The organism is Staphylococcus simulans, from assembly GCF_002994445.1.
GTDB classification, from domain to species: domain Bacteria; phylum Bacillota; class Bacilli; order Staphylococcales; family Staphylococcaceae; genus Staphylococcus; species Staphylococcus simulans_B.
In genome coordinates, this window is record NZ_MRZJ01000001.1 from 141098 (window position 1) to 166688 (window position 25591).

Genomic DNA, 25591 nt, shown 5'->3' on the forward strand with positions numbered 1-25591 from the left:
AGGCTTTTATAATGAGAAAAACTAAAATCGTTTGTACGATTGGACCTGCATCAGAATCTGAAGAAATGTTAGAAAAATTAATGAACGCTGGGATGAACGTTGCCCGCTTAAACTTCTCACATGGTGATCATGCGGAACACAAAGTACGTATTGACCGTATCAGAGAAGTTGCGAAACGTTTAGATAAAACAATTGCAATCATGTTGGATACTAAAGGACCTGAAATCAGAACACACAACATGGAAAACGGTGTGATCAACTTAGAAAAAGGTAAAGAAGTTATCGTCAGCATGACTGAAGTACTTGGAACAGCCGACAAATTTTCTGTAACTTATGAAGATTTAATCAATGATATCGAACTTGGTTCATACATCTTGTTAGACGATGGTTTAGTTGAATTAGAAGTTAAAGAAATCAACAAAGATAAAGGCGAAGTATTATGCGAAATCTTAAACTCTGGTGAAATCAAAAATAAAAAAGGTGTTAACTTACCAAACGTTAAAGTAAACTTACCTGGTATCACTGATAAAGATGCGGACGATATCCGCTTCGGTATCGACGAAAACGTTGACTTCATCGCAGCAAGTTTCGTACGTCGTCCTAGCGACGTGTTAGATATCCGTAAAATTTTAGAAGAAGAACGCAACACTAACATCAGCATTCTTCCTAAAATCGAAAACCAAGAAGGTATCGACAACATTAAAGAAATCCTTGAAGTTTCTGACGGTTTAATGGTAGCTCGTGGTGACATGGGTGTTGAAATTCCACCTGAAAATGTACCAGTTATCCAAAAAGACCTTATCAGACAATGTAATAAATTAGGCAAACCAGTTATCACAGCAACTCAAATGTTAGACTCTATGCAACGTAACCCACGTGCTACAAGAGCCGAAGCAAGTGACGTAGCAAACGCTATCTATGATGGTACAGACGCAGTAATGTTATCTGGTGAAACTGCTGCTGGTTTATATCCTGAAGAAGCAGTTAAAGCAATGAGAAATATCGCAGTTGCTGCTGAAGCTGCTCAAAACTACAAAAAATTATTAAACGATCGTACTAAATTAGAAGAAACTAACTTAGTAAACGCAATCGGTGTTTCTGTTGCACATACTGCACTTAACTTAAAAGTTAAAGCAATCGTTGCAGCAACAGAAAGTGGTTCAACTGCTAAAACAATTTCTAAATTCCGTCCGCATTCAGACATTATCGCAGTTACACCAAGTCCTGAAACTGCACGTCAATTAGCATTAGTATGGGGCGTATTCCCAGTTGTTAAAAAAGGCCGCAAAACAACTGATGCATTATTAAACAATGCAGTGGCTACAGCAATCGAAACTGGTCGCGTACAAAACGGTGACTTATTAATTATCACTGCTGGTGTACCAACTGGTGAAAAAGGTACTACTAACATGATGAAATTACATTTAGTAGGCGACGAACTTGTTAAAGGTCAAGGCGTTGGCCGCAACTCTGTTGTAGGTAATGCTGTAGTAGTTAACGAAGCTTCTGAATTAGAAGGCAAAGACCTTACTAATGCAGTAATCGTAACACACTCTACTGACGAAACATTCGTACCTTATGTTGAACAAGCTGCTGGTTTAGTTGCAGAAGAAGGCGGTATTACTTCTCCAAGCGCAATCATCGGTTTAGAACAAGGTATCCCAACAATCGTTGGCGCAAGCAACGCAACTAAATTAATCCATGATGATGCGGTTGTTACTGTAGATGCGAACACTGGTCGTGTTTATGACGGTTACGCAAACGTACTTTAATTAAAAGTATTAAAATTTCATATTAAATAATATAAGCTGTCTGTTTCTTTTTGAAGCAGGCAGTTTTTTTGTTAGATGTATGAAAGATAGAATAATTCATGTAATGATACATAAACTAGGAAATATTAATAACTTTAAGGTAATTTTTATTATTATTTAATAAGTAAATTGGTTTGCTAAGCTAACTATTTATGATAAAGTTTTTTCTGTAATTTATTTCAGAAGGGAGGTTTAATATTGGAGGTTAAGCACGCTTCTCATCAAAAGAGAAATGTGATTGTAGTGATCATGCTGATCAGTGCCTTTGCGGCGATGTTGAATCAAACGATTCTAAATACAGCACTGCCTGCAATCATTAAAGATTTGGCTGTGCATGATACAACAGCACAATGGCTGATTACCGGCTTTATGCTTGTGAACGGTATTATGATTCCGCTCACTGCATATTTGATGGACAAGTATTCAACGAAGACGCTGTATATCTTTTCCATGGCAGTATTTCTAATAGGTTCTGTCATTGCGGCACTTTCGCCTGTCTTTGCGATTTTAATGGCAGCACGTGTTATTCAAGCTATCGGTGCAGGGATACTACTGCCGCTGATGCAGTTTACAGTATTCACATTGTTCCCAGTTGAAAAACGGGGCTTTGCGATGGGATTGACCGGCATCGTTGCACAAACAGCGCCTGCAGTCGGTCCTACATTAACAGGTCTGCTGATTGACCATTTTACTTGGCGCATACCGTTTTTTGTTGTCGCAGCGATTTCAGTCGTTGTATTTATCTTCGGTATCTTCTTTGTAGAGCGTCAAAATCAACCTAAAGCAGCACATCTGGATAAAATTTCAGTGGTTTATTCTACATTTGGTTTCGGACTCATTTTATATGCATTCAGTACTGTGGGGAAATTAGGTGTGACTTCACCAGTTGTAATTTCAGCATTACTGATTGGTATTATTATTATCGTTGTTTTTAGTTTAAGACAGTTGAAATTAAAACATCCTCTACTGGATATGCAGGTGTTTAAAAGCAGAACTTTCTCCTTGTCCGCATTTGCGTCTATGGCACTGTTTATCGGAATTGTCGGACCTGCTTTATTAATTCCGATGTATGTGCAGACAGGTTTAGGATTATCAGCGCTTTTATCAGGTTTGGTTATCTTGCCTGGAGCCGTATTCAATGCCATGATTTCGGTTTATACAGGAAAAATATACGATCGCTTTGGAGCACGGATATTAATTATCCCTGGTTTCCTTCTACTGATTGTGATGACAATCTTACATGCCATGTTAACGGTAGATACGCCGTTTTGGTACGTAGTAGTGATATACGCGATACGAATGTTCTCTGTAGGCTTATTGATTATGCCATTGAATACTGCTGGTTTAAATGCATTGCAAGATCATGAAATTTCGCATGGGACTGCAATTATTAATGCTTTACGTATAATTGCAGGTGCTATGGGCACAGCAATCAGTATCACAATTATGTCAGCCGTCGCAAAACATTTTACTGATTATGGACACCACCATGTTTCATCGCAAATGCTTGCGAGAATGGCGACAGTCAAAGGGATAGATGCCGCATTTGTTTTTACTACTATTATTATGATTATCGGTTTTGTATTAAGTCTGTTCATTAAAGAGCAGCGAACATAAAACAAGTTATTTATTGAAAGGAAGGATTTCTGAATGTCAGTATTAACTAATGAAGAACGCGTTGATATTTTGAGCAATATCGTCAATATTAATTCTGTGAATGATAATGAGATAGAAGTGGCTCAATATTTGAAAGGGCTGTTTGAAGCGCATGGAATTGAAACTGAAATAGATGAGATAACACAGACACGTGTGAATTTAATCGCTAAAATCGGAAGCGGTTCACCTGTAGTGGGTATTTCTGGTCATATGGATGTCGTATCAGAAGGGGATCGCGATGCATGGAAATATCCTCCGTTCGAATTAACTGAAGCAGACGGCAAGCTTTATGGGCGCGGTGCCTCTGATATGAAATCAGGTTTAGCAGCACTGGCGATTGCTTTAATTGAAATCAAAGAACAAGACTTATTGAAACAAGGTACCATTAAATTCATGGCAACCAGCGGTGAAGAAATGGAACAATTAGGTTCTAAACAGTTGTATGAAAAAGGATACATGGATGATGTCGATGCATTGATTATTGCGGAACCGTCAGAAACAAACATTGTATATGCACATAAAGGTTCTATGGATTATCGCATTACGTCTTATGGTGAAGCAGCACACAGTTCTATGCCGATAATCGGACGCAATGCGATTCAGCCTTTAATGCACTTTGTATTGAATATAGATAAAGCTTATCAAGAAGCACTCCGTACATTGAATACAAGTCAATTAGACTTCAAGCAAATGGTTAATCATTTAGGACACCGCTTTGGAGATAAAGTAGATTTAAATGAAGCGCAAAAAGTATTATCTGGTCTTGTCATCAGTAATACGATTTTCAACGGCGGCAATCAAGTCAATTCTGTACCAGATCGCGCAACAGCTGAATTTAATATCAGAACGGTACCTGAATATAACAATGACGATGTTAAAGCACTCTTCAACCATCATTTAAAAACCGCTAACAACAACGGGGCAGATTTAAAAGAAGATTTATATTTAGATTTAGATCCTGTTATTACAACGGGTCAAAACACTTTAATCGAAACAGGTTACCAAATCGCAAAAGATATGTTTGATAAAGATATTTTAATTACACCAATGCCAGGGGTTACAGATGCATCTAACTTATTAAAAGACAAAGATGAAAACTTCCCATTCTTAATGTATGGTCCTGGCAGTACAGCACATCAAATCAACGAATATGTAGATAAAAAGACATATTTGGAATTCATTGAATATTTCACTTCGCTTTTAACACAATATACTAATAAAAACGCTGAAAAATAAGCGTAAAAAGATACGCCTGCACAACATAAGCTGTGCAGGCGTTTGATTTGTTTTTTGGGTGCTTTTTATTTTTGGTTTTATGATTGATGTTTCTTAAGTTGTTGTGTGTATCTCCAATACATTAAACCTAAAATGATAAACCAAATCGGTGATAAGAAAATCGCTGTTCTTGTGACAGGGTTAACAAATAATAATCCGAATACAAAAATGAAGAAGATTAAAATTGCATAACCAGAATACTTACCGCCCGGCAATTTGTAAATTGCATTTTTATGGTTTTTAGGTTCGCGTCTATGGTAATTAATATACGCGATAGTAATTAATGACCAAACGACTAAGAATAATACTGTTGATACCGTTGTTACGTAAGTAAATACTAAAGTAGCATCCGGAACAATATAGTTTAATAAAGCTGCGACAAGTAATAGGGCACATGAGACGATAATCGCAATGTGCGGTACACCATTTCTATTTGTTTTATGGAAAATAGGCGGTGCTTGTTCTTGTCTTGATAATCCGAATAGCATACGGCTGTTTGAGAAAATACCGCTATTACAAGATGAAGCAGCTGCTGTTAGTACCACAAAGTTGATGATACCAGCCGCAAATGGTATTCCGACCAATGCGAATAATCGAACGAACGGACTATCTGACGGGTCGACTTTATACCAAGGAATAATAGACATAATCACTGCAAGTGCACCAACGTAGAAAATCAAAATACGTGCAGGTACACTGTTGATTGCTTTTGGAATCGTTTTTTCAGGGTCTTTAGTTTCACCCGCTGTTACACCGATTAATTCGATTCCAACGAATGAGAACACTGCCATTTGGAATGACATGAAGAAACCTGAAATACCTTTAGGGAAAATACCGTGATTATAAAGGTTAGCCACATTCGCATGACCGAATTTCGTTTCATACGCTACGAAAATCATGCCAAGACCAACGACAATTAAAACGATGATAGTTGTCACTTTGATGATCGCAAACCAGAACTCTAATTCCCCGAAAATTTTCGCACTTAATAAGTTGAAGGCCATTAAGATAATGACACAAAACAGAGCGCTGACCCAGTTAGGAATCTGCGGCCACCAGAAGCTGACATATTTTGCGACTGCTGTAACTTCTGCCATCCCTGTAATAATCCAACATAACCAATATGTCCAGCCGGTTACGAACCCTGCAAAAGGTCCTATGTACTCATTTGTTACATCGGCGAAAGACTTGAAGTTAGTATTTGAAATCAAAATTTCACCTAAGCCCCTCATGAACATAAATAACATCAAACCGATAATGATGTAGGTTAGTAAGATGGAAGGTCCTGTCATCGCTATCGTCTGTCCTGCCCCCAGGAACAATCCAGTACCGATCGCGCCACCAATCGCAATCAACTGAATGTGACGATTGCTCAGTTCTCTTTGTAAATTGTTTGCCATAGTTTAAAAACAACTCCCTTTTTGCACCTTAATAATATTATGCACATATCCTTTCAAGATGACAAATATTTTTTGGAAATAATGAGAATTTTCATGCAATTCTCAATGAAATATAGTTATTATGAATGATAATAATTTAAAATGGATGGCTGAAATCATGATGATTTCGTTACTTTAAGCTATAAAAATGTAATATATTACCAAAATTAAGAGGAGAAATTGCATTTTTCGCTGTGTACGGGTAATTACAATAGTATCAATGCACAATTTAAAGTTTCTAAATTGTTCACAAAAGCGTTCATATTGGATATAATACTAAATGAAAGCCATTTCAATTTGTTATAGAAAAGGGGAAATTAATATGGCAGAATTGCATAAAGGTTTAGAAGGGGTAATTGCAGCTGAAACAAAGGTAAGCTCAATTATCGATAGCCAACTGACATATGCTGGTTACGACATCGATGATTTAGCAGAAAACGCATTATTTGAAGAAGTCATTTTCTTATTATGGAACTATAGACTTCCAACACAAGATGAATTAAATGAGTTGCAAGAAAAACTATACGAGTATAAGAAGTTAGATCAAAGAGTTTATGATCATTTCGAAGACTATGCAACGGACAACGTTCATCCAATGACAGCACTAAGAACTTCAGTTTCTTATGTTGCGCATTTTGACGAAAATGCTGAAAGCGAAACAGAAGAAGAAAAGTATGACCGTGCGATCAGAATCCAAGCGAAAATGGCATCATTAGTCGCTTCATTCGAACGCGTAAGACAAGGCAAAGAGCCTGTTTATCCTAAAAAAGGCTTAAACTATGCGGCAAACTTCTTATATATGCTGCGCGGTGAAGAACCAAGCGACATTGAAGTAGAAGCGTTTAACAAAGCATTAGTATTGCATGCTGACCATGAATTAAATGCTTCAGCATTCACTGCACGTTGTGCTGTATCATCACTATCTGATATGTATTCAGGTATTGTAGCAGCAGTAGGTTCATTAAAAGGGCCTTTACATGGCGGAGCAAACGAACGTGTAATGAATATGCTGTCTGAAATTCATTCAGTAGATGAAGTAGAACCATATATTGATAATAAATTGAAAAACAAAGAAAAAGTAATGGGCTTTGGTCACCGCGTATATAAAAACGGCGACCCTCGTGCTAAGTATTTAAAAACAATGAGTAAGAAAATCACTGATGAAACAGGTCAAAAACACTTGTATGATATCTCAGTGAAAATTGAAGATTTAATGAAGGAACGTACAGGCATTATCGCAAACGTTGACTTCTACAGTGCAACTGTATATCACAGCATGAATATTCCTCATGATTTATTTACACCGATTTTCGCAGTCAGCCGTACTTCAGGCTGGTTAGCTCATATCTTCGAACAATATAGAGATAACCGTATTATGAGACCGCGTGCACAATATATCGGCGAAACAAATCGTGAGTATGTACCTATCGAAGATCGCTAATATTAAATAAAGAGACGACTTGGAATCATCACAATAATTTATATTAACGGAGGAATTTAGAATGGCACCAGAAAAAATTGTAAAACAAGAAGACGGTTTATTAGTACCTAACAATCCTATCATCCCTTATATCATCGGGGATGGTATCGGACCAGACATTTGGAGAGCAGCAAGCCGCGTATTAGACGCTGCTGTTGAAAAAGCTTATAACGGCGAAAAACAAATTGAATGGAAAGAAATCTTAGCAGGTCAAAAAGCTTATGATGAAACAGGCGAATGGCTGCCTCAAGAAACTTTAGATACAATTGAAGAATATCTTATCGCAATTAAAGGGCCTTTAACAACACCAATCGGCGGAGGTATCCGTTCATTAAACGTAGCATTGCGTCAAACATTAGATTTATATGCATGCTTACGTCCTGTACGTTGGTTCAAAGGTGTTCCATCACCAGTTAAACGTCCAGAAGATACTGACATGGTTATCTTCCGTGAAAACACTGAAGATATTTATGCAGGTATCGAATTTAAAGAAGGTACACCAGAAGCTAAGAAATTAATCGATTTCTTACAAGATGAAATGGGTGCTAAAAATATCCGCTTCCCAGAAACATCTGGTATCGGTGTAAAACCTGTATCTAAAGAAGGTACTGAACGTTTAGTACGTTCTGCAATCCAATATGCGATTGATAACAACCGCAAATCAGTAACATTAGTACACAAAGGGAACATCATGAAGTTCACTGAAGGTGCTTTCAAACAATGGGGTTACGATTTAGCTGAAAGTGAATTCGGCGACAAAGTATTCACTTGGCAGCAATATGATCGCCTAGTTGAAGAAAAAGGCAAAGATGAAGCAAACAAAATCCAAGATCAAGCTGAAGCAGACGGCAAAATCATCATTAAAGATTCAATTGCGGACATCTTCTTGCAACAAATCCTTACACGTCCAGCTGAATACGATGTAGTAGCAACTATGAACTTAAATGGTGACTATATCTCAGACGCATTGGCTGCACAAGTCGGCGGTATCGGTATTGCACCAGGCGCAAACATCAACTATGATACTGGTCATGCTATCTTCGAAGCGACACATGGTACTGCACCTAAATACGCTGACCAAGATAAAGTAAACCCTTCATCTGAATTATTAAGTGCAGTGTTAATGTTAGAACACTTAGGTTGGCAAGAAGCTGCTGACTTAATCACAGATTCAATTGAGAAAACAATTGCATCTAAAGTTGTAACTTACGACTTTGCACGTATGATGGAAGGCGCTAAAGAAGTTAAAACTTCTGAATTCGCTGATGAATTAATTAAAAACTTATAATCCATTCATAATAGATGGAAAGCTATACTGCTCTGTGGGGAGCGGTATAGCTTTTATTTTTACCTTTCAAATTATTTTGTTATTAACCTAATGTTAAGATTGTGTAAAGTTAATACATAGTATGTTATCTTTATGAAAATATAAGTTATAATTAGGTTGAAAAATACACAGGGGGTACTACCATGACTCAGAAAATTTTAGTAGTCGATGATGAACAATCAATTGTAACGTTGCTGAAATATAATTTGGAAACAGCAGGTTATTTAGTAGAAGTGGCCTATGATGGAGAAGAAGCGCTCCAAAAACTAGACGCTGTTCAACCTGATTTGGTCGTATTAGATGTAATGCTGCCTAAATTAGACGGTATCGAAGTCTGCAAATCGATTCGTTCAGATAAAAATCTTGTTCCGATTTTAATGTTGACTGCGAAAGATGATGAATTTGACCGTGTTTTAGGTCTGGAATTAGGTGCAGATGACTATATGACAAAACCGTTCTCTCCTAGAGAAGTCGTCGCACGTGTTAAAGCAATTTTACGCAGATCTAAACAAGTGCACAGCCAAAAAGAAGATGAAACAGATAACGAAGATGTTATTATAGGTTCAATCAAAATCAGACCTGAATATTTTGAAGTATATAAAAACAACGAATTATTAGAATTAACCCCTAAAGAATTTGAATTATTATTATATTTAATCGAGCGTCAAGGACGTGTGATTACAAGAGAGCATATGTTGAATTCTGTATGGAATTATGAATTTACAGGAGATTCAAGAATTGTTGATGTGCACATCAGTCACTTAAGAGATAAATTAGAAGAAAATCCTAAGCAGCCGAAATTGATTAAAACTGTCCGTGGTTTAGGCTATAAATTAGAAAGACCGAAGTCAGCTAATTGAAGTTCTACACACGCTTACTGCTTACGTTAGCCGTACTGATTATCTCTTGTCTCATTGCGTTGGGGTTATTAATCAATCATGCGATTTACACGACTATCTCGCAAAGGGATGCGGAAAGTTTAAAGCATGATGCCGAACGCATCAATGAGTCATATGAAAAGCATCACGAACAGACCATCAAAGAATTTGCACATTTAAATAATTTTGCAGTATCCATACATAATAATGATGGAGGCAAAACATTATTTAAGGCAGGAAATGATGTCCCGCCTAACAAGAACATCAATGTTGTCGGCAACCCGTCGAATCTTTTATACGATACGCATAAAGGCAACCACAGATTTACGTATAAATTTATTGCAAATGATCACTTTGTCATCATTACAGGGTATAACAACGAGATTACGCAGCTTCAATTTGAAGCATGGAAATATATTGCGATTATCGGATTGTTTATCATTGTGCTTGTCTTTTTAATTGTCAGAAATATCAATCGTACGTATATCAGACCTATCAACGATGTGACATATGCGACGAAATTGCTTGCACAAGGGCATTACCATATTCGTGTCCCTGAAAGCAATGTCAAAGAGACACGTGATTTATTCGTTACGACGAATGAGTTGGCGCGCCGTTTGCAGAAAATGTATAACGAACAAAAAATTCAGTCGAATCGTTTAAAAACAACACTTGAGAATATTCCAAGTTCTGTATTGATGATTGATAAGTATGGCAAGATTGTAATTGCGAACACTGCTTATTACGATATGTTCAATCCGGAATCAAGTGTAGTAAACAAAAACTATAATAGAGTGATTAAAGGTAAACTCAATACGTTGATTATCGATGCATTCAAAACTGAAAAAACAATTAATGATCAAGTTAAAATATACTTGAACAATGTACATGAAAGATACTTTGATACAGTGTGTGTACCGATTTTGTCGCGTAAGAAAAAAAGACTTCAAGGCATGGTTGTTGTGCTGCATGATATTACCAGCTTGAAGAAACTTGAAAATCTGCGCCGCGAATTTGTCGCAAATGTATCGCACGAGTTAAAAACACCGATTACATCTATTAAAGGTTTTGCGGAAACATTGATAGACGGTGCGAAAAATGATGAAACTACGTTGGATGAATTCTTAAATATTATCTTGAAAGAATCGAACCGCATTGAATCATTAGTAGAAGACTTGCTTGATTTGTCTCACATTGAGCAGCAGACAGAAATTACGACAGAGCCAGTTGATTTATCTGAAGTGACAAGAAATACTGTCAAAACGCTGTATGCGAACGTCAAAAAGAAAAATATCAGGTTAGATACTGAAATTGAAGATTATGTGTTGATTGATGCACAAGAGTCTAAAATTGCACAAGTTGTCGTGAATATCGTCAGTAATGCGATCAACTATTCGCCAAAAGACAGTGTTGTCCATGTGAGAGTGTACAAAGATAAAGAAAAATGTGTCCTAGAAGTGGAAGACTATGGTATTGGTATTGCGCCTGAAGATCAAAAGCATGTGTTTGAACGTTTCTATCGCGTAGACAAAGCACGCAGCCGAGATTCTGGCGGTACAGGTCTTGGTCTTTCTATCACAAAACACATTGTTGAGGCTTATCATGGCCGTATTCAAATTGAAAGTGAAGTCGGTGTCGGAACAACGTTCAAAGTTATCTTTTTCGACAATAAAAATAAATCTAATAAAATCTCATAATCTTTGCGCCGGATGAATTTCCGGCGCTATTTTTATGAGTGGCATACAGACATATGATAAAATAGAACCAAACCAATTCTGGAGGTTATAGTGTGGAAAAATTAGTGTTAATTGATGGAAATAGTTTAAGTTTCCGTGCATTTTATGCATTGCCTCTATTAACGAATCGCGCTGGAATTCATACGAATGCGACTTATGGATTTGCGATGTTATTAGAAAAAATTATCAAAGAAGAAAATCCGACGCATTTCTTAGTCGCGTTTGATGCGGGCAAAACAACATTCAGACATCAAACATATGGTGATTACAAAGGCGGAAGACAAAAGACGCCACCAGAATTAAGCGAACAGTTCCCGCTGATCAGACAACTTTTAGATGCTTATCATATTAAACATTATGAGTTAGAGAATTATGAAGCTGATGATATTATCGGTACATTAAGCAAAGCAGCTGATGAAGCAGGGATGCAGACGATTATTGTAACAGGCGATCGCGACTTAACGCAGCTTGCGACAGATAATGTAACAATTTATTATACGAAAAAAGGTGTAACAGATGTGGACCACTATACACCTGCATTTATTGCTGAAAAGTATAATGGGCTAAAACCTTCTCAAATTATTGATATGAAAGGTTTAATGGGTGATTCATCAGATAATATCCCTGGTATTGCAGGTGTAGGTGAAAAAACAGCGATTAAATTATTGAATCAATTTGATTCTGTTGAAAATCTTTACGACCATTTGGATGAAGTATCTGGCAAGAAACTAAAAGAAAAACTTGAGCATGGGCATGAAGATGCATTAATGAGCAAACAGTTAGCAACTATTAATGTAGAGAGCCCGATTGAAGTTTCATTGAAAGATACTAAACGTCCTGAAGATACAGATCAATCACAAAAAATCGAACTCTTTAAAGAATTAGATTTTAAACAAATGCTGAATCAAATCGATGTGGACGCTGATATTGAAAGTGAAAGTGCTAAAGAATATAAAGTAGAGACAGATTTTGATGCTATCGACTTTGAACAATTAGACGCTGCTGCGATTCATTTTGAAGTGGATGAGGGCGATTATTTAACAGCAGATATTTTAAAATTCGGTCTGCATACAGATGACCATTATGTGGTGATAGACGGGTCAGAAGTGACACAGCACTCTGCACTTGTTCAATGGTTAGAAAATAAAGATACGAAAAAACATGTTTACGATGCGAAAAAAACATATGCACAAGCACATCGTTTGAACATTGATATTCAAAACATTACCTTTGATATCATGCTTGCAAGCTACATTTTAGATCCGTCGCGTTCGATTGATGATGTACATTCAGTAGTCAGCCAATATGGACAAAATTATGTGGCTGAAGCAGTACATGTTTACGGCAAAGGACGCAAACGCCAAATTCCAGAGGATGAAGTCCTTAATCCATATATTGCGGCGATATTAGATGCTATTAATCAATGTGTGCCGATTATGCATGACCAATTAAAAGAATACAATCAACTAGATTTATTCAAAGACTTAGAACTGCCATTAGCACGTATTTTAGGTAAAATGGAAGAGTTGGGTGTTTATACGGACGTTGAAGAGCTCAAAGAGATGGAAAGCGAAATTCAAGGCAAACTTGATACATTGATTGAACGTATTCATGAAGCAGCCGGCGAATCATTTAATTTAAACTCGCCGAAACAACTGGGTGTAGTCTTGTTTGAAAAGTTAGAACTGCCTGTAATTAAAAAGACAAAGACAGGTTATTCTACTGCAGTAGATGTACTTGAACAGTTACAAGGTGAACATCCGATTATTGAAGATATTTTAGAATATCGCCAACTCTCAAAACTGCAATCAACGTATGTTGAAGGCTTGCAAAAAGTAATTCAAGACGATCATCGTATTCATACACACTTTAACCAAACACTTGCACAAACAGGCCGTCTATCTTCAGTTGATCCTAACTTGCAAAATATTCCTGTTCGTTTAGAAGAAGGCAGACGTATCAGAAAAGCATTTAAACCTGCAGAATCAGGCAATGTGATACTTTCTGCGGACTACTCTCAAATTGAATTACGTGTATTAGCACATATCACTAAAGATGAAAGTATGATGAAAGCATTCAGAGAAGGACATGATATTCATACTGCTACAGCGATGAAAGTCTTTGGTGTCAAAGCGGAAGATGTCGACGGTTTAATGCGCAGACAAGCTAAAGCTGTCAACTTCGGAATCGTGTATGGTATCAGTGACTACGGTCTCAGCCAAAGTTTAGGAATCACAAGAAAAGCTGCTAAACAATTTATTGATGACTATTTAGATAGCTTCCCAGGTGTGAAACAATATATGAGCGATATTGTAAAAGATGCGAAAGCGAAAGGTTACGTAGAAACATTATTGCATCGCCGCAGATATATACCTGATATTACCAGCCGTAATTTCAACCGACGCAGTTTCGCAGAACGTACAGCCATGAATACACCGATTCAAGGCAGTGCTGCAGATATTATCAAACTTGCAATGGTCAATTATGACAAAGCAATACAAGATACAGACTTCAATGCGCATTTATTACTACAAGTACACGATGAGTTGATCTTTGAATTGCCTGAAAGTGAAGTTGAAGCATTCAGTGCCTTTATCGAAGAAATTATGGATAATGCGATAGAACTTGAAGTTCCTTTACAAGTAGATACGAATTACGGACCTACTTGGTATGATGCAAAATAGAAAGAGGTTACAAGATTGCCAGAATTACCAGAAGTTGAACACGTAAAAAGAGGAATAGAACCTTTTGTGGTGAATCAAACCATAGAAGATGTTGTATTCTCTGATAAAGTTATAACGGGAAAGAAAGAGAACAGAGATACAATTATTAAACAAATGGACTTATCTATGTTTAAAAATCGTACAAAGGGATATAAAATTACACGTGTTGAACGTAGAAGCAAATATATCCTGCTCTATCTAGAAAATGATAGTGACAACAGAGTAATTGTCAGTCATTTAGGTATGACTGGCGGTTATTTTGTGGTGAATCATTTAGATGAGATTATTGTGCCGAATTACAAAAAACACTGGCATGTCAATTTTAAGTTGAGTAATGGCAAGCAATTGATCTTTTCAGATATCAGACGGTTCGGTGAAATCAGAAATGTAGATGACATTACGGCATATGCGTCATTTAAAGATATGGCACCTGAACCTTTTGATGAAAATGCGTTGGCACATTACCAGCAACAGTTAAAATTGGGTAAATATAAGAATAAACCGATTAAACAAGTCATATTGGATCATAAAGTCATAGCAGGCTGCGGCAATATTTATGCTTGCGAAGCTTTATTCAATGCACGTATTCATCCAAAACGCACGGTACAATCTTTAAGTCAAAAAGAACAAAAGCGTGTGTTTGAAGCAGTTGTGGATGTTTTAGCACTGGGCATTGAACAAGGCGGTACAAGTATATCTGATTATCGACACGCAGACGGAAAAACCGGCCACATGCAAGATTATTTGAATGTGTATAAGAAAAAGGTATGTCCGGTATGCAGCGGTCCAATTGAAACAGAAGTGATTGCAGGAAGAAACAGTCACTTTTGTCCAAACTGTCAAAAATAAATTGTGAACGAGGGAGATTTTAATATGCAAAAGGTAATAGGTCTAACAGGCGGAATCGGAACTGGAAAATCTACGGTTTCCGAGTTGTTAGCAGTACACGGCTTTAAAATTGTAGATGCCGATATTGCGGCGAGAGAAGCGGTAGAAAAAGGTTCTGAAGGTTTAGAACAAGTCCGTCAAACTTTCGGAGATGAAGCAATAGATGAAAACGGTGAAATGAATCGTAAATACGTAGGCGAAATTGTGTTTAATGACGAAAAAAAACGTGAAGCACTCAACCATATCATTCATCCTATTGTGAGAGAGCTGATGGAAAAACAAAAAGAGGCATATCTGGAACAAGGCTATAATGTCATTATGGATATCCCATTGTTATTTGAAAATAACTTGCAAGATACTGTAGATGAAACTTGGCTGGTATATGCATCTGAAAGTATTCAAGTGGAGCGTTTAATGGAACGTAATGATTTAACACAAGAAGAAGCTAAAGCGCGTGTGTATAGTCAGATTTCAATAGATAAAAAACGCCGCATGGCTGATCATGTAATTGATAATCGCGGCACGCTATTGGAATTAAAACAAAACTTAGAAGCATTGCTTGTACAAGAAGGCTATATTAAGAGCTCTGAAGAGGTTTAATTCAGTTTCAATAACAATGTAAATATGAAATCAAAAATTGCTTATCATTAATGATAAGTAATTTTTTTGTTAATTTTGATAAAACGCTTTCATTTTTACGTAAATATGCTATACTTATTCCATAAAGTATAACACATATAAAAATCGAGGGGTGCTTTTTATGACAACGAATATTGCAATTAATGGAATGGGACGCATTGGGCGCATGGTTTTGCGTATTGCTTCTAAAAATGATGACTTAAATGTGGTAGCAATCAATGCGAGTTATCCTCCAGAAACAATTGCACATTTAGTAAAATACGATACAACACATGGAAAATATGACGGTGAAGTTGAACCGACAGAAAATGGTATCCGTATTGATGGTCATGATATTAAATTAGTTTCAGATCGTAATCCAGAAAATTTACCTTGGAAAGATTTAAATATTGACATTGTCATAGAAGCAACAGGAAAATTCAATCATGGCGACAAAGCAGATGCGCACATTAAAGCAGGTGCTAAAAAAGTATTATTAACAGGTCCTTCAAAAGGCGGCCATGTACAAATGGTTGTTAAAGGTGTAAACAACGAAGACTTGGATGTTGAAGAATACGACATCTTCAGTAATGCTTCTTGTACAACGAATTGTATCGGTCCAGTAGCTAAAGTATTAAACGACAGCTTCGGAATTGAAAATGGTTTAATGACAACTGTTCACGCGATTACAAACGACCAAAAGAATATTGATAATCCGCATAAAGATTTACGTCGTGCGCGTTCATGCAACGAAAGTATTATCCCGACTTCAACAGGTGCTGCAAAAGCATTGAAAGAAGTTTTACCTGAATTAGAAGGTAAATTGCATGGTATGGCATTACGTGTGCCGACTAAAAACGTTTCACTTGTTGACTTAGTTGTAGACTTAAAACAAGATGTTACAGCTGAAGAAGTTAACAAAGCATTTGAAGATGCTGACTTAGACGGTGTATTAGCAGTTTCAGACGAGCCGTTAGTATCAGTAGACTTCAATACAAACCCTAACTCAGCAATCGTTGATTCAATGTCAACACTTGTTATGGACGACAAGAAAGTTAAAGTTATCGCTTGGTACGATAACGAGTGGGGTTATTCAAACCGTGTCGTTGATATTGCAGTTCAAATTGGTGAATTGTTAAAGACTAAAGAAACAGCAACAGCTTAATTGATACTGCTGTCATAAATTTTTGACCAGTTAATTGGAAGTAGGGCTCCAATTAACTGGTTTTTTCATGTCTTAGTTTCCTTTCTTTTGTGACAACAATTTTTATAGTATAATAGGCCTAATCAATAAAAGAGGTGAAAATGAATGAAATGCCCTAAATGTAATTCGACACATTCTCGTGTAATAGATTCCAGACATGCTGATGAAGCTAATGCCATTCGCAGACGCCGTGAATGTGAAAATTGCGGGACTCGTTTTACCACATTCGAACATATTGAAATGAGTCCATTAATCGTTGTGAAGAAAGATGGTACGCGTGAACAATTTTCACGTGATAAGATTTTAAATGGGCTAGTTCGTTCATGTGAAAAAAGACCAGTAGGCTATCAGCAACTTGAGGATATTACCAATAAAGTTGAGTGGCGCCTAAGAGATGAAGGTCAAGCAGAAGTTTCTTCAAGAGAAATAGGCGAACATGTGATGAACTTATTAATGCACGTAGACCAAGTATCTTATGTACGGTTTGCATCTGTTTATAAAGAGTTTAAAGATGTCGATCAATTACTTGCGTCGATGCAAGGTATTTTGCAAGAAAAGAACAAACGGAGTGAATCATAATCATGATGCGTCAAAGCGATTTCGGTTTACGACCTCAAGATCCTTTTAAAGTATTGCAAGCTGAAAAACTATCTGAAGCACAATTAGAAGTGCTTAATCGCTTATTTACGCCGTTAATCGGCACAACAGCAATCGGTGTATATCATTATCTGTCTCAGTTTGCGTCATATCCTGCTGAAAGCAATAAAACCCATTATGTGATTATGAGTGAACTGAAGATAAACTTAGGCGATTTCAGAGAAGAGATGAATCGTCTAGAAGCGATAGGGTTAGTCAAAACATTTGCCAAACATAACGAGCAATATTCACAGTTTGTCTATCAATTAATAGAACCTCCCACATCTAAGAAATTCTTTAATGATCCTATGTTGTCTGTCTATTTGTATAAAGAAGCAGGCGGTAAAAGATTCCATGAATTAAGACGCTATTTTGAAAGCACTCCCATTGATTTAGATGATTATCATGAAGTGACACGCAATTTTACAGATGTATTTAAAGTACCGAATCATGTATTTGAACAGATGGATACAACCAATTCGATTACGGAAACTCCGCGATATGAAGGTATGAATTTAGACCGGATTCAGTTTGATTTCGAACTGCTGTATCAATTGCTGAGTAATCATTTTGTCAGTGCTGAAATTGTCGAAGAAAAATCTAAGCATCTCATCACACAATTAGCAGTATTATATGGCATCACTCCTGAAGGTATGAAGAACTTGATTTTAAAATCGCTGACAAGTGCACAAAAGATTTCGTTTGAAGAGTTGCGTAAACAAGCACGTGCTTATTATGCAATAGAGCATGAAAATCAATTGCCTTCATTAGAAGCTAAGGCAGATATGCCGAATGTTGCACCAGCAAAAGAAACTACGGTTTCGCTGACGACAATGCCTAAAACAGACGAAGAGTTTGAAGCGTGGTATCAACTGTTAGATGAAACCAGCCCGGTAGATATGTTAACCAGCTGGTCAGATTCAGAACCGACACCAAGTCAAAAGTATTTGATTGAAGACTTGATTGTTCGTGAACAGCTGCCGTTTGGTGTGATTAATATCTTGCTGCAATACGTAATGCTGAAAAATGATAGTCAGCTGCCTAAAACTTATATCTTGGAAATAGCTTCGAATTGGAAGAAAAAAGGCTTCAGTTCGGCAAAAGAAGCCTTTAAGCATGTCAAGTCGATGCAGCAAACGCAAAAAGAGAAAGCGCAGCAGCCGCAAACTTACAATAACCGCAGTAAGTACAATAATTATATAAAGCAAACGGTATCAAAAGAAATCACACCGGATTGGTTGTTAAACAGACAGCATGAAAAACGCCGCAAAAAAGGTGAAAAACGAAAAGTAGATACACATGATGAACAATTCTTAAAAGATAGAGAAGCCTTTTTAAAACAATTAAATGAAACATGGAAGGAGGATGAATAAACATGAAACGATTCAGCAATATTATGCAGACATCACCGGATTTTCAAAAGCGCTTTGAAAAGATAAAAAAGGATGTTGTCAATGACCCGGATGTCAAAAAATTTCTAGAAGAACATCAGTCAGAGGTCACTAATCGTATGATTGAAGAAGATTTGAATATTTTGCAAGAATATAAAGATCAGCAAAAACATTATGACGGTCACGAATTCAAAGATTGTCCTAATTTTGTAAAGGGTCATGTCCCTGAACTTTATATTGAAAATGGCAGAATCAAAATCAAATACCTTCCATGTCCATGTAAAATCAAACATGATCAAGAGCAAAAAGAAGCACATTTGATTACGTCGCATCATATGCAGCGAGATACGCTGGATGCGAAATTAAACGATATTTATATGGATAACCGTGAACGTTTGGATGTCGCAATGGCAGCCAGTCGATTATGTGATGATATCGTGAAAGGCAAAAGGGTCAAAGGTTTATACCTATACGGCTCATTCGGCACAGGTAAATCTTTTATATTAGGTGCAATTGCCAATCAGCTGAAATCTAAATTGATTCCGTCTACCATTGTTTACTTGCCGGAATTTATCCGTACATTAAAGAACGGTTTTAAAGATGGTTCTTTTGAACGCAAGCTGCAAGTAGTCAGAGAAGCTGAAATTTTAATGCTTGATGATATCGGGGCTGAAGAAGTCACACCATGGGTGCGTGATGAAGTGATCGGTCCATTGCTGCATTACAGAATGGTTCAAGAATTACCGACATTCTTCAGTTCAAACTTTGATTTTAAAGCATTAGAACATCATCTTTCGATTACAAGAGATGGATCTGAGCAGACAAAAGCTGCACGAATTATGGAACGTATTAAATCGTTAGCGGAACCTTACGAATTAGTAGGAGAGAATTTACGTGACGATTGATATTTTTAGAAAATAGGTTATAATGGAATTAAATCTAAATCAACGTAAACATAAGAGGATATGACAATTTATTCCCTGCTATACAGAAAGCCGCTGGTGATGAGAATGCGGCTATCATAATAAAGTGTTACTCCCTTTTAGATATGATATTCGTAATGAATATCCGGCTCAAGACCGTTATCTTATGCAGAGATGAGAAGCAGTTATATGGGAATGTTCCTGTTTCTTAAACTAGGGTGGTATCACGAGAACCTCGTCCCTTTACAGGGCGGGGTTCTTTTTGTTTTTACGTGAGATTAAAAAATGGAGGCGTTTTTAAATGGATAAAATTAACATTACTTTTCCAGATGGAAATAGTACTGAATTCGACAAAGGTATTACAACTGAAGAGATCGCACAATCAATCAGTCCGGGATTAAGAAAGAAAGCAGTTGCCGGCAAAATCAATGGACAAATGGTAGATTTAACACGTCCGCTAGAAGCAGACGGCACAATTGAAATTGTGACACCTGGCAGCGATGAAGCTTTAGAAGTATTGCGTCATTCAACAGCACATTTAATGGCGCAAGCACTTAAACGTTTATACGGAGATGTAAAATTCGGTGTAGGCCCTGTCATTGAAGGCGGTTTCTACTATGACTTTGATACAGATGCTAAAATTTCTTCAGAAGATTTCCCTGAAATCGAAAAAACAATGAAACAAATCGTGAATGAAAATCATAAAATCGAACGCAAAGTAGTCAGCCGCGACGAAGCAAAAGCATTCTTCAGCGATGACCCTTACAAACAAGAGTTAATCGATGCGATTCCTGAAGGTGAAAATGTGACACTTTATACACAAGGCGAATTTACTGACTTATGCCGCGGTGTACATGTGCCATCAACTTCTAAAATCAAAGAGTTTAAATTGCTTTCTACAGCTGGTGCATATTGGCGCGGCGACAGCAACAACAAAATGCTGCAACGTATTTACGGAACTGCATTCTTCGATAAAAAAGATTTAAAAGCACACTTGAAAATGCTGGAAGAACGTAAAGAACGCGATCACCGTAAAATCGGTAAAGAACTTGAATTGTTTATGAACAGTCAATTAGTAGGTGCAGGTTTGCCGTTATGGTTGCCGAACGGTGCAACTATCCGTCGTGAAATCGAACGTTATATTGTGGATAAAGAGGTCAGCTTAGGCTATGACCACGTTTATACACCAGTAATGGCGAACGTAGATTTATATAAAACATCAGGCCACTGGGATCACTATCAAGATGACATGTTCCCACCGATGAAATTGGATGAAACTGAAGAAATGGTTATGCGTCCGATGAACTGTCCACATCATATGATGATTTATAAAAACAAACCGCATTCATATAGAGAATTGCCGATTCGTTTGGCTGAATTAGGTACAATGCACCGTTATGAAGCAAGTGGTGCTGTATCAGGCTTGCAGCGTGTCCGCGGTATGACTTTGAATGATGCGCATATCTTCGTACGTCCAGACCAAATCAAAGAAGAATTCAAACGCGTTGTACAATTAATCTTAGACGTGTATGATGACTTTGGTTTCGAAAACTACAGCTTCCGTTTAAGCTATCGTGATCCAGAAGATACTGAAAAATATTTCGATGACGATGAAATGTGGGATAAAGCAGAAGCAATGCTTAAAGAAGCAGTAGATGAAATGGAATTGCCTTATGAAGAAGCAATCGGCGAAGCGGCATTCTACGGTCCTAAATTGGATGTTCAAGTGAAAACAGCAATGGGTAAAGAAGAAACTTTATCAACTGCACAACTTGACTTCTTGTTGCCAGAACGCTTTGATTTAGCTTATATCGGCAAAGACGGAGAAGAACACCGCCCAGTTGTTATTCACCGCGGTGTAGTATCAACTATGGAACGTTTCGTAGCATTCTTAACTGAAGAAACAAAAGGTGCATTCCCAACTTGGTTAGCACCAATGCAAGTTGAGATTATTCCTGTAAATGTTGATTTGCATTATGATTATGCGCGTCAAATTCAAGATGAATTGAAATCACAAGGTGTTCGTGTTGAAATTGATGACCGCAATGAAAAAATGGGTTACAAAATCCGTGAAGCGCAAATGCATAAAATTCCTTATCAATTAGTAATCGGTGATAAAGAAATTGAAAATAATGAAGTCAACGTACGTCAATATGGTTCAAAAGAACAAGAAACAGTTGAAAAAGATGAATTCATTTGGAATTTAGTAGACGAAATCCGATTGAAAAAACAAAGACAAAATTAACTCCTTGATATTACAGAAGAAATAATGTATATTACAATGTAGTTGAATAAATATTAAAAAAAGTGTTAGAGGTTGCATCTTTGAAGAGTTGCTTATCAGAAGCTTTATCGGAGCGTATGTTGAATAAGTTAAAGGCAAAGATGCCGAAATTTACAATAGCCGTAACTATTGTATTTTGGGACAGTTTCCTAATAGGAGCTGGACTGTCACATAATGTGATGTGCTACCGTATATTATAAAGTTCTAATGATGGTCGCATATCAAATAAGATAGCGGCCATCATTTTTATATTCATGCAAGCCTCTATACTAAAGAAAGGAATCGATTATGAACAATCAATCTAATCAGGATGCAGGCATCCAAAGAGGTCTAAAAGACCGACATATTTCCATGATTGCAATCGGCGGATGTATCGGAACAGGTTTATTCGTAACATCAGGCGGCGCAATTCATGATGCTGGGCCTTTAGGAGCGCTATTAGCGTATGCTGTTATTGGTATTATGGTTTTCTTCCTAATGACTTCATTAGGTGAGATGGCAACGTATTTACCTGTTTCTGGTTCATTCAGTACGTATGCCACTCGATTTGTAGATCCGTCATTAGGCTTTGCTTTAGGATGGAACTATTGGTTTAACTGGGTTATCACTGTCGCAGCAGACGTAACTATTGCTGCACAAGTAATTCAATATTGGGACCCGATGAAAAGTATTCCAGCTTGGGCATGGAGTGTTTTATTCCTTATCATTATCTTCGCACTGAACTCATTGTCAGTTCGTGTCTATGGTGAAAGTGAATATTGGTTTGCATTAATTAAAGTTGTAACAGTAATTGTCTTTATCGCCATCGGGCTGCTTACAATTGTCGGAATTATGGGCGGAAAATTCATTGGATTTGAAACCTTTACTTCAGGCGACGGTCCAATCCTAGGCGGTAATTTAGGCGGAAGCTTATTATCTATCTTAGGTGTATTCTTAATTGCTGGTTTCTCATTCCAAGGGACTGAGCTGATCGGTATCACAGCAGGGGAATCTGAAAACCCTGAACGTGCTGTACCAAAAGCAATCAAACAAGTATTCTGGAGAATTTTGTTATTCTATATTTTAGCGATTTTTGTTATCGGTATGATTATCCCTTATACTCATCCAGCATTGATGGGCGGGGAAGATAACATTGCGACATCTCCATTTACATTAGTATTTAAAAATGCCGGTTTAGCATTCGCAGCTTCATTCATGAACGCAGTTATCTTAACTTCTGTATTATCTGCCGGAAACTCAGGTATGTATGCATCAACACGTATGCTGTACTCTATGAGTAAAGATAAACTTGCTGCACCGGTGTTCGGCAAAACATCTAAACAAGGTGTGCCATTCATCGCATTAGTTGCGACAGGCGTAGTTACAGTTGCTATTTTCTTATTACAAAAATTAAGCGGCGGCGCTTATGAATATATTGTTGCTGCGAGCGGTATGACTGGATTTATTGCTTGGGTAGGTATTGCAATCAGCCATTATCGTTTCAGACGTGCATTCACTGCACAGCATCATCATAAATATGAATTGAAATATAAAGCAAAATGGTTCCCATTCGGACCTATCTTTGCAGGTATCTTATGTGTGATTGTTATTATCGGACAAGATGTCGACTTCATTAAAACAGGCGACTTTGATCCAAACAGATTCTTAATCACATATATGGGTATCCCAGTATTCTTAGCTTTCTTCTTGTATCATAAAATCAGATACAAAACGAAAAAAATTCCATTGAAAGACGTAGATTTGCGTCAAGACGTGGATATGAGCCAATTTAAATAAAGTTTCAAATTTTAATTGACTTTATCTCTTAATGTTGATATGATTGTATACGTTGAATACGAAACGAACCAAGTAGAAGCTTCCCGCTTCTCACCTGTAGCGACGCTTAAGGCTGTTGGCAGGTCCAAAACAACGTTGCAATGAGATAACGTTGACTTTATGGAAAAGAGCGGGCACTTCTGTGTCCGCTCTTTTTACTTGGGATATTTCGTAAATATAACGGAGGTGTTAACCATAGCAAAGGATCAAACGCAAGTTAACGAAAGAATTCGTGCAAGAGAAATTCGTGTCATTGGTCAAGACGGTGAACAAATCGGTGTTAAACAAAAACGTGAAGCTTTAGAAATGGCTGATCGTGTAGGTTTAGATTTAGTCGTAGTCGCGCCTAATGCTAAACCTCCTGTTGCTCGTATTATGGATTACGGTAAATACAAATTCGAACAACAGAAAAAAGAAAAAGAAATGAAGAAAAAACAAAAAGTTATCAACGTTAAAGAAATTCGTTTAAGTCCAACAATTGAGGAACATGACTTCCAAACTAAGTTGAAACAAGGACGCAAATTCTTAACTAAAGGCGATAAATGTAAAGTTTCAATTCGTTTCAGAGGACGTGCTATTACGCATAAGGAAATTGGTCAACGTGTATTAGAGAAATTTGCAGGCGAATGCAAAGACATCGCTACAGTTGAACAAAAGCCTAAAATGGAAGGCCGTCAAATGTTTATCATGCTAGCACCACTAGCAGAAAAATAATTTTTAAAGATATTATAGGAGGAATTTCATTATGCCAAAAATGAAAACACACCGCGGAGCAGCTAAACGTGTTAAAAGAACTGCTTCTGGTAAATTAAAACGTTCAAGAGCTTTCACATCTCACTTATTCGCAAACAAAAGCACTAAACAAAAACGTAAATTACGTAAAGCAAGCTTAGTATCACCAAGTGATATGAAACGTGTAAAACAATTATTAGCTTACAAAAAATAATTGACTAGAAACAAAACGATAAACCAGTTCTGCTTTAGCTTTGATGAAAAGATTGCAGACTGAACCAAATTAAAATAATCAAGTTATAGATATAACCAAGGAGGAATTCAATATGCCACGTGTTAAAGGTGGAACAGTAACAAGAGCACGTCGTAAAAAAGTAATCAAATTAGCTAAAGGTTACTTCGGCGCAAAACGTACTTTATATAAAACAGCTAAGCAACAAGTAATGAAATCAGGTCAATACGCTTTCCGTGACCGTCGTCAAAGAAAACGCGACTTCCGTAAATTATGGATTACTCGTATCAATGCGGCTGCACGCAACCACGGTTTAAGCTACTCTAAATTAATGAACGGCTTAAAACAAGCTGACATCGATATCAACCGTAAAATGCTTTCTGAAATCGCAATTTCAGACGACAAAGCTTTCGGTGAATTAGTAGAAAAAGCTAAAGCAGCTTTAAAATAATCAACTTACAATACTCAATCATTGGTAATCTTTATACTGATGATTGAGTTTTTTAATAGAAGCAGCTTTACTCAGATTTCTGATTTTTGATA

Annotated in this window: 20 protein-coding genes, 1 riboswitch and 1 other annotated feature; of the genes, 19 read left to right on the plus strand and 1 reads right to left on the minus strand. The window is 37.0% G+C overall.

Features of this window, described 5'->3' with window-relative positions:
• Window positions 1-11 precede the first annotated feature (11 nt).
• The 3 genes from pyk to C7N65_RS00835 all read left to right on the plus strand — a co-directional run bounded on the left by pyk (window position 12) and on the right by C7N65_RS00835 (window position 4703).
• Entirely contained in the window at window positions 12-1772 is a 1761-nt protein-coding gene (gene pyk, locus C7N65_RS00825; protein WP_105992572.1) for a pyruvate kinase, read from the plus strand.
• Window positions 1773-2060: 288 nt separating this feature from the next.
• On the plus strand, window positions 2061-3428 hold the full coding sequence (locus C7N65_RS00830) for an MDR family MFS transporter (protein ID WP_105993048.1): 1368 nt from the start codon (window positions 2061-2063) through the stop codon (window positions 3426-3428).
• 33 nt (window positions 3429-3461) lie between these two features.
• Window positions 3462-4703 (plus strand): ArgE/DapE family deacylase, encoded by a 1242-nt coding sequence (locus C7N65_RS00835; RefSeq protein WP_105992573.1) that lies wholly within the window; start codon window positions 3462-3464, stop codon window positions 4701-4703.
• A 77-nt stretch (window positions 4704-4780) separates the two neighbouring features.
• On the opposite strand, the gene C7N65_RS00840 is transcribed toward C7N65_RS00835, so the two are convergent.
• Window positions 4781-6142, minus strand: a complete 1362-nt coding sequence (locus C7N65_RS00840) for an amino acid permease (protein ID WP_105992574.1) — start codon at window positions 6140-6142, stop codon at window positions 4781-4783.
• Window positions 6143-6503: 361 nt separating this feature from the next.
• Between C7N65_RS00840 and C7N65_RS00845 the strand changes: the two genes are divergently transcribed.
• From C7N65_RS00845 to rplT, 16 genes are all read left to right on the plus strand, one after another.
• Complete coding sequence (locus tag C7N65_RS00845) at window positions 6504-7622, plus strand: citrate synthase (RefSeq protein ID WP_105992575.1); 1119 nt, start codon at window positions 6504-6506, stop codon at window positions 7620-7622.
• 61 nt (window positions 7623-7683) lie between these two features.
• Window positions 7684-8949, plus strand: coding sequence for an NADP-dependent isocitrate dehydrogenase (gene icd / locus C7N65_RS00850; protein WP_105992576.1), 1266 nt, complete (start codon window positions 7684-7686; stop codon window positions 8947-8949).
• Between the two features lie 182 nt (window positions 8950-9131).
• A complete protein-coding gene (locus C7N65_RS00855; protein WP_105992577.1) occupies window positions 9132-9848 on the plus strand; it encodes a response regulator transcription factor in 717 nt (238 codons plus the stop codon).
• Window positions 9845-11563, plus strand: coding sequence for a two-component system histidine kinase PnpS (pnpS, locus tag C7N65_RS00860; protein WP_105992578.1), 1719 nt, complete (start codon window positions 9845-9847; stop codon window positions 11561-11563). Before C7N65_RS00855 ends, pnpS begins: the two co-directional genes overlap by 4 nt.
• A gap of 92 nt (window positions 11564-11655) precedes the next feature.
• A complete protein-coding gene (gene polA, locus C7N65_RS00865) occupies window positions 11656-14286 on the plus strand; it encodes a DNA polymerase I (RefSeq protein WP_105992579.1) in 2631 nt (876 codons plus the stop codon).
• Window positions 14287-14301: 15 nt separating this feature from the next.
• Window positions 14302-15174, plus strand: coding sequence for a bifunctional DNA-formamidopyrimidine glycosylase/DNA-(apurinic or apyrimidinic site) lyase (mutM, locus tag C7N65_RS00870; protein WP_105992580.1), 873 nt, complete (start codon window positions 14302-14304; stop codon window positions 15172-15174).
• A gap of 24 nt (window positions 15175-15198) precedes the next feature.
• On the plus strand, window positions 15199-15813 hold the full coding sequence (gene coaE, locus C7N65_RS00875) for a dephospho-CoA kinase (RefSeq protein WP_105992581.1): 615 nt from the start codon (window positions 15199-15201) through the stop codon (window positions 15811-15813).
• Window positions 15814-15973: 160 nt separating this feature from the next.
• Window positions 15974-16996 (plus strand): glyceraldehyde-3-phosphate dehydrogenase, encoded by a 1023-nt coding sequence (locus C7N65_RS00880; RefSeq protein ID WP_105992582.1) that lies wholly within the window; start codon window positions 15974-15976, stop codon window positions 16994-16996.
• A gap of 144 nt (window positions 16997-17140) precedes the next feature.
• On the plus strand, window positions 17141-17614 hold the full coding sequence (nrdR, locus tag C7N65_RS00885) for a transcriptional regulator NrdR (RefSeq protein ID WP_105992583.1): 474 nt from the start codon (window positions 17141-17143) through the stop codon (window positions 17612-17614).
• Between the two features lie 2 nt (window positions 17615-17616).
• Window positions 17617-19044, plus strand: a complete 1428-nt coding sequence (locus C7N65_RS00890) for a replication initiation and membrane attachment family protein (RefSeq protein ID WP_105992584.1) — start codon at window positions 17617-17619, stop codon at window positions 19042-19044.
• A gap of 2 nt (window positions 19045-19046) precedes the next feature.
• The gene (gene dnaI / locus C7N65_RS00895) at window positions 19047-19967 is read left to right on the plus strand and encodes a primosomal protein DnaI (RefSeq protein ID WP_105992585.1); all 921 of its coding nucleotides are present in this window, start codon (window positions 19047-19049) and stop codon (window positions 19965-19967) included.
• Window positions 19968-20286: 319 nt separating this feature from the next.
• Window positions 20287-22230, plus strand: coding sequence for a threonine--tRNA ligase (thrS, locus tag C7N65_RS00900; protein ID WP_105992586.1), 1944 nt, complete (start codon window positions 20287-20289; stop codon window positions 22228-22230).
• 58 nt (window positions 22231-22288) lie between these two features.
• Window positions 22289-22464: riboswitch (Lysine riboswitch) on the plus strand.
• 93 nt (window positions 22465-22557) lie between these two features.
• Window positions 22558-24045 (plus strand): amino acid permease, encoded by a 1488-nt coding sequence (locus tag C7N65_RS00905; RefSeq protein ID WP_105992587.1) that lies wholly within the window; start codon window positions 22558-22560, stop codon window positions 24043-24045.
• A 64-nt stretch (window positions 24046-24109) separates the two neighbouring features.
• Window positions 24110-24248: a sequence feature (ribosomal protein L20 leader region), on the plus strand.
• A 22-nt stretch (window positions 24249-24270) separates the two neighbouring features.
• Complete coding sequence (gene infC, locus C7N65_RS00910; protein ID WP_105993049.1) at window positions 24271-24798, plus strand: translation initiation factor IF-3; 528 nt, start codon at window positions 24271-24273, stop codon at window positions 24796-24798.
• Between the two features lie 31 nt (window positions 24799-24829).
• A complete protein-coding gene (rpmI, locus tag C7N65_RS00915; RefSeq protein ID WP_105992588.1) occupies window positions 24830-25030 on the plus strand; it encodes a 50S ribosomal protein L35 in 201 nt (66 codons plus the stop codon).
• A 112-nt stretch (window positions 25031-25142) separates the two neighbouring features.
• Window positions 25143-25499 carry a 50S ribosomal protein L20 gene (gene rplT, locus C7N65_RS00920; protein ID WP_105992589.1) on the plus strand — a complete coding sequence of 119 codons (357 nt, stop codon included), beginning with the start codon at window positions 25143-25145 and terminating at the stop codon, window positions 25497-25499.
• Window positions 25500-25591 lie beyond the last annotated feature (92 nt).

Coding starts and splice junctions, on each gene's coding strand:
- C7N65_RS00890 (WP_105992584.1), top strand. CDS start 17,617: ATGATGCGTCAAAGCGATTTCGGTTTACGACCTCAAGATCCTTTTAAA.
- icd (WP_105992576.1), top strand. CDS start 7,684: ATGGCACCAGAAAAAATTGTAAAACAAGAAGACGGTTTATTAGTACCT.
- C7N65_RS00840 (WP_105992574.1), bottom strand. CDS start 6,142: ATGGCAAACAATTTACAAAGAGAACTGAGCAATCGTCACATTCAGTTG.
- rplT (WP_105992589.1), top strand. CDS start 25,143: ATGCCACGTGTTAAAGGTGGAACAGTAACAAGAGCACGTCGTAAAAAA.
- nrdR (WP_105992583.1), top strand. CDS start 17,141: ATGAAATGCCCTAAATGTAATTCGACACATTCTCGTGTAATAGATTCC.
- C7N65_RS00835 (WP_105992573.1), top strand. CDS start 3,462: ATGTCAGTATTAACTAATGAAGAACGCGTTGATATTTTGAGCAATATC.
- C7N65_RS00855 (WP_105992577.1), top strand. CDS start 9,132: ATGACTCAGAAAATTTTAGTAGTCGATGATGAACAATCAATTGTAACG.
- C7N65_RS00880 (WP_105992582.1), top strand. CDS start 15,974: ATGACAACGAATATTGCAATTAATGGAATGGGACGCATTGGGCGCATG.
- dnaI (WP_105992585.1), top strand. CDS start 19,047: ATGAAACGATTCAGCAATATTATGCAGACATCACCGGATTTTCAAAAG.
- coaE (WP_105992581.1), top strand. CDS start 15,199: ATGCAAAAGGTAATAGGTCTAACAGGCGGAATCGGAACTGGAAAATCT.
- rpmI (WP_105992588.1), top strand. CDS start 24,830: ATGCCAAAAATGAAAACACACCGCGGAGCAGCTAAACGTGTTAAAAGA.
- C7N65_RS00845 (WP_105992575.1), top strand. CDS start 6,504: ATGGCAGAATTGCATAAAGGTTTAGAAGGGGTAATTGCAGCTGAAACA.
- pyk (WP_105992572.1), top strand. CDS start 12: ATGAGAAAAACTAAAATCGTTTGTACGATTGGACCTGCATCAGAATCT.
- C7N65_RS00830 (WP_105993048.1), top strand. CDS start 2,061: ATGCTGATCAGTGCCTTTGCGGCGATGTTGAATCAAACGATTCTAAAT.
- C7N65_RS00905 (WP_105992587.1), top strand. CDS start 22,558: ATGAACAATCAATCTAATCAGGATGCAGGCATCCAAAGAGGTCTAAAA.
- thrS (WP_105992586.1), top strand. CDS start 20,287: ATGGATAAAATTAACATTACTTTTCCAGATGGAAATAGTACTGAATTC.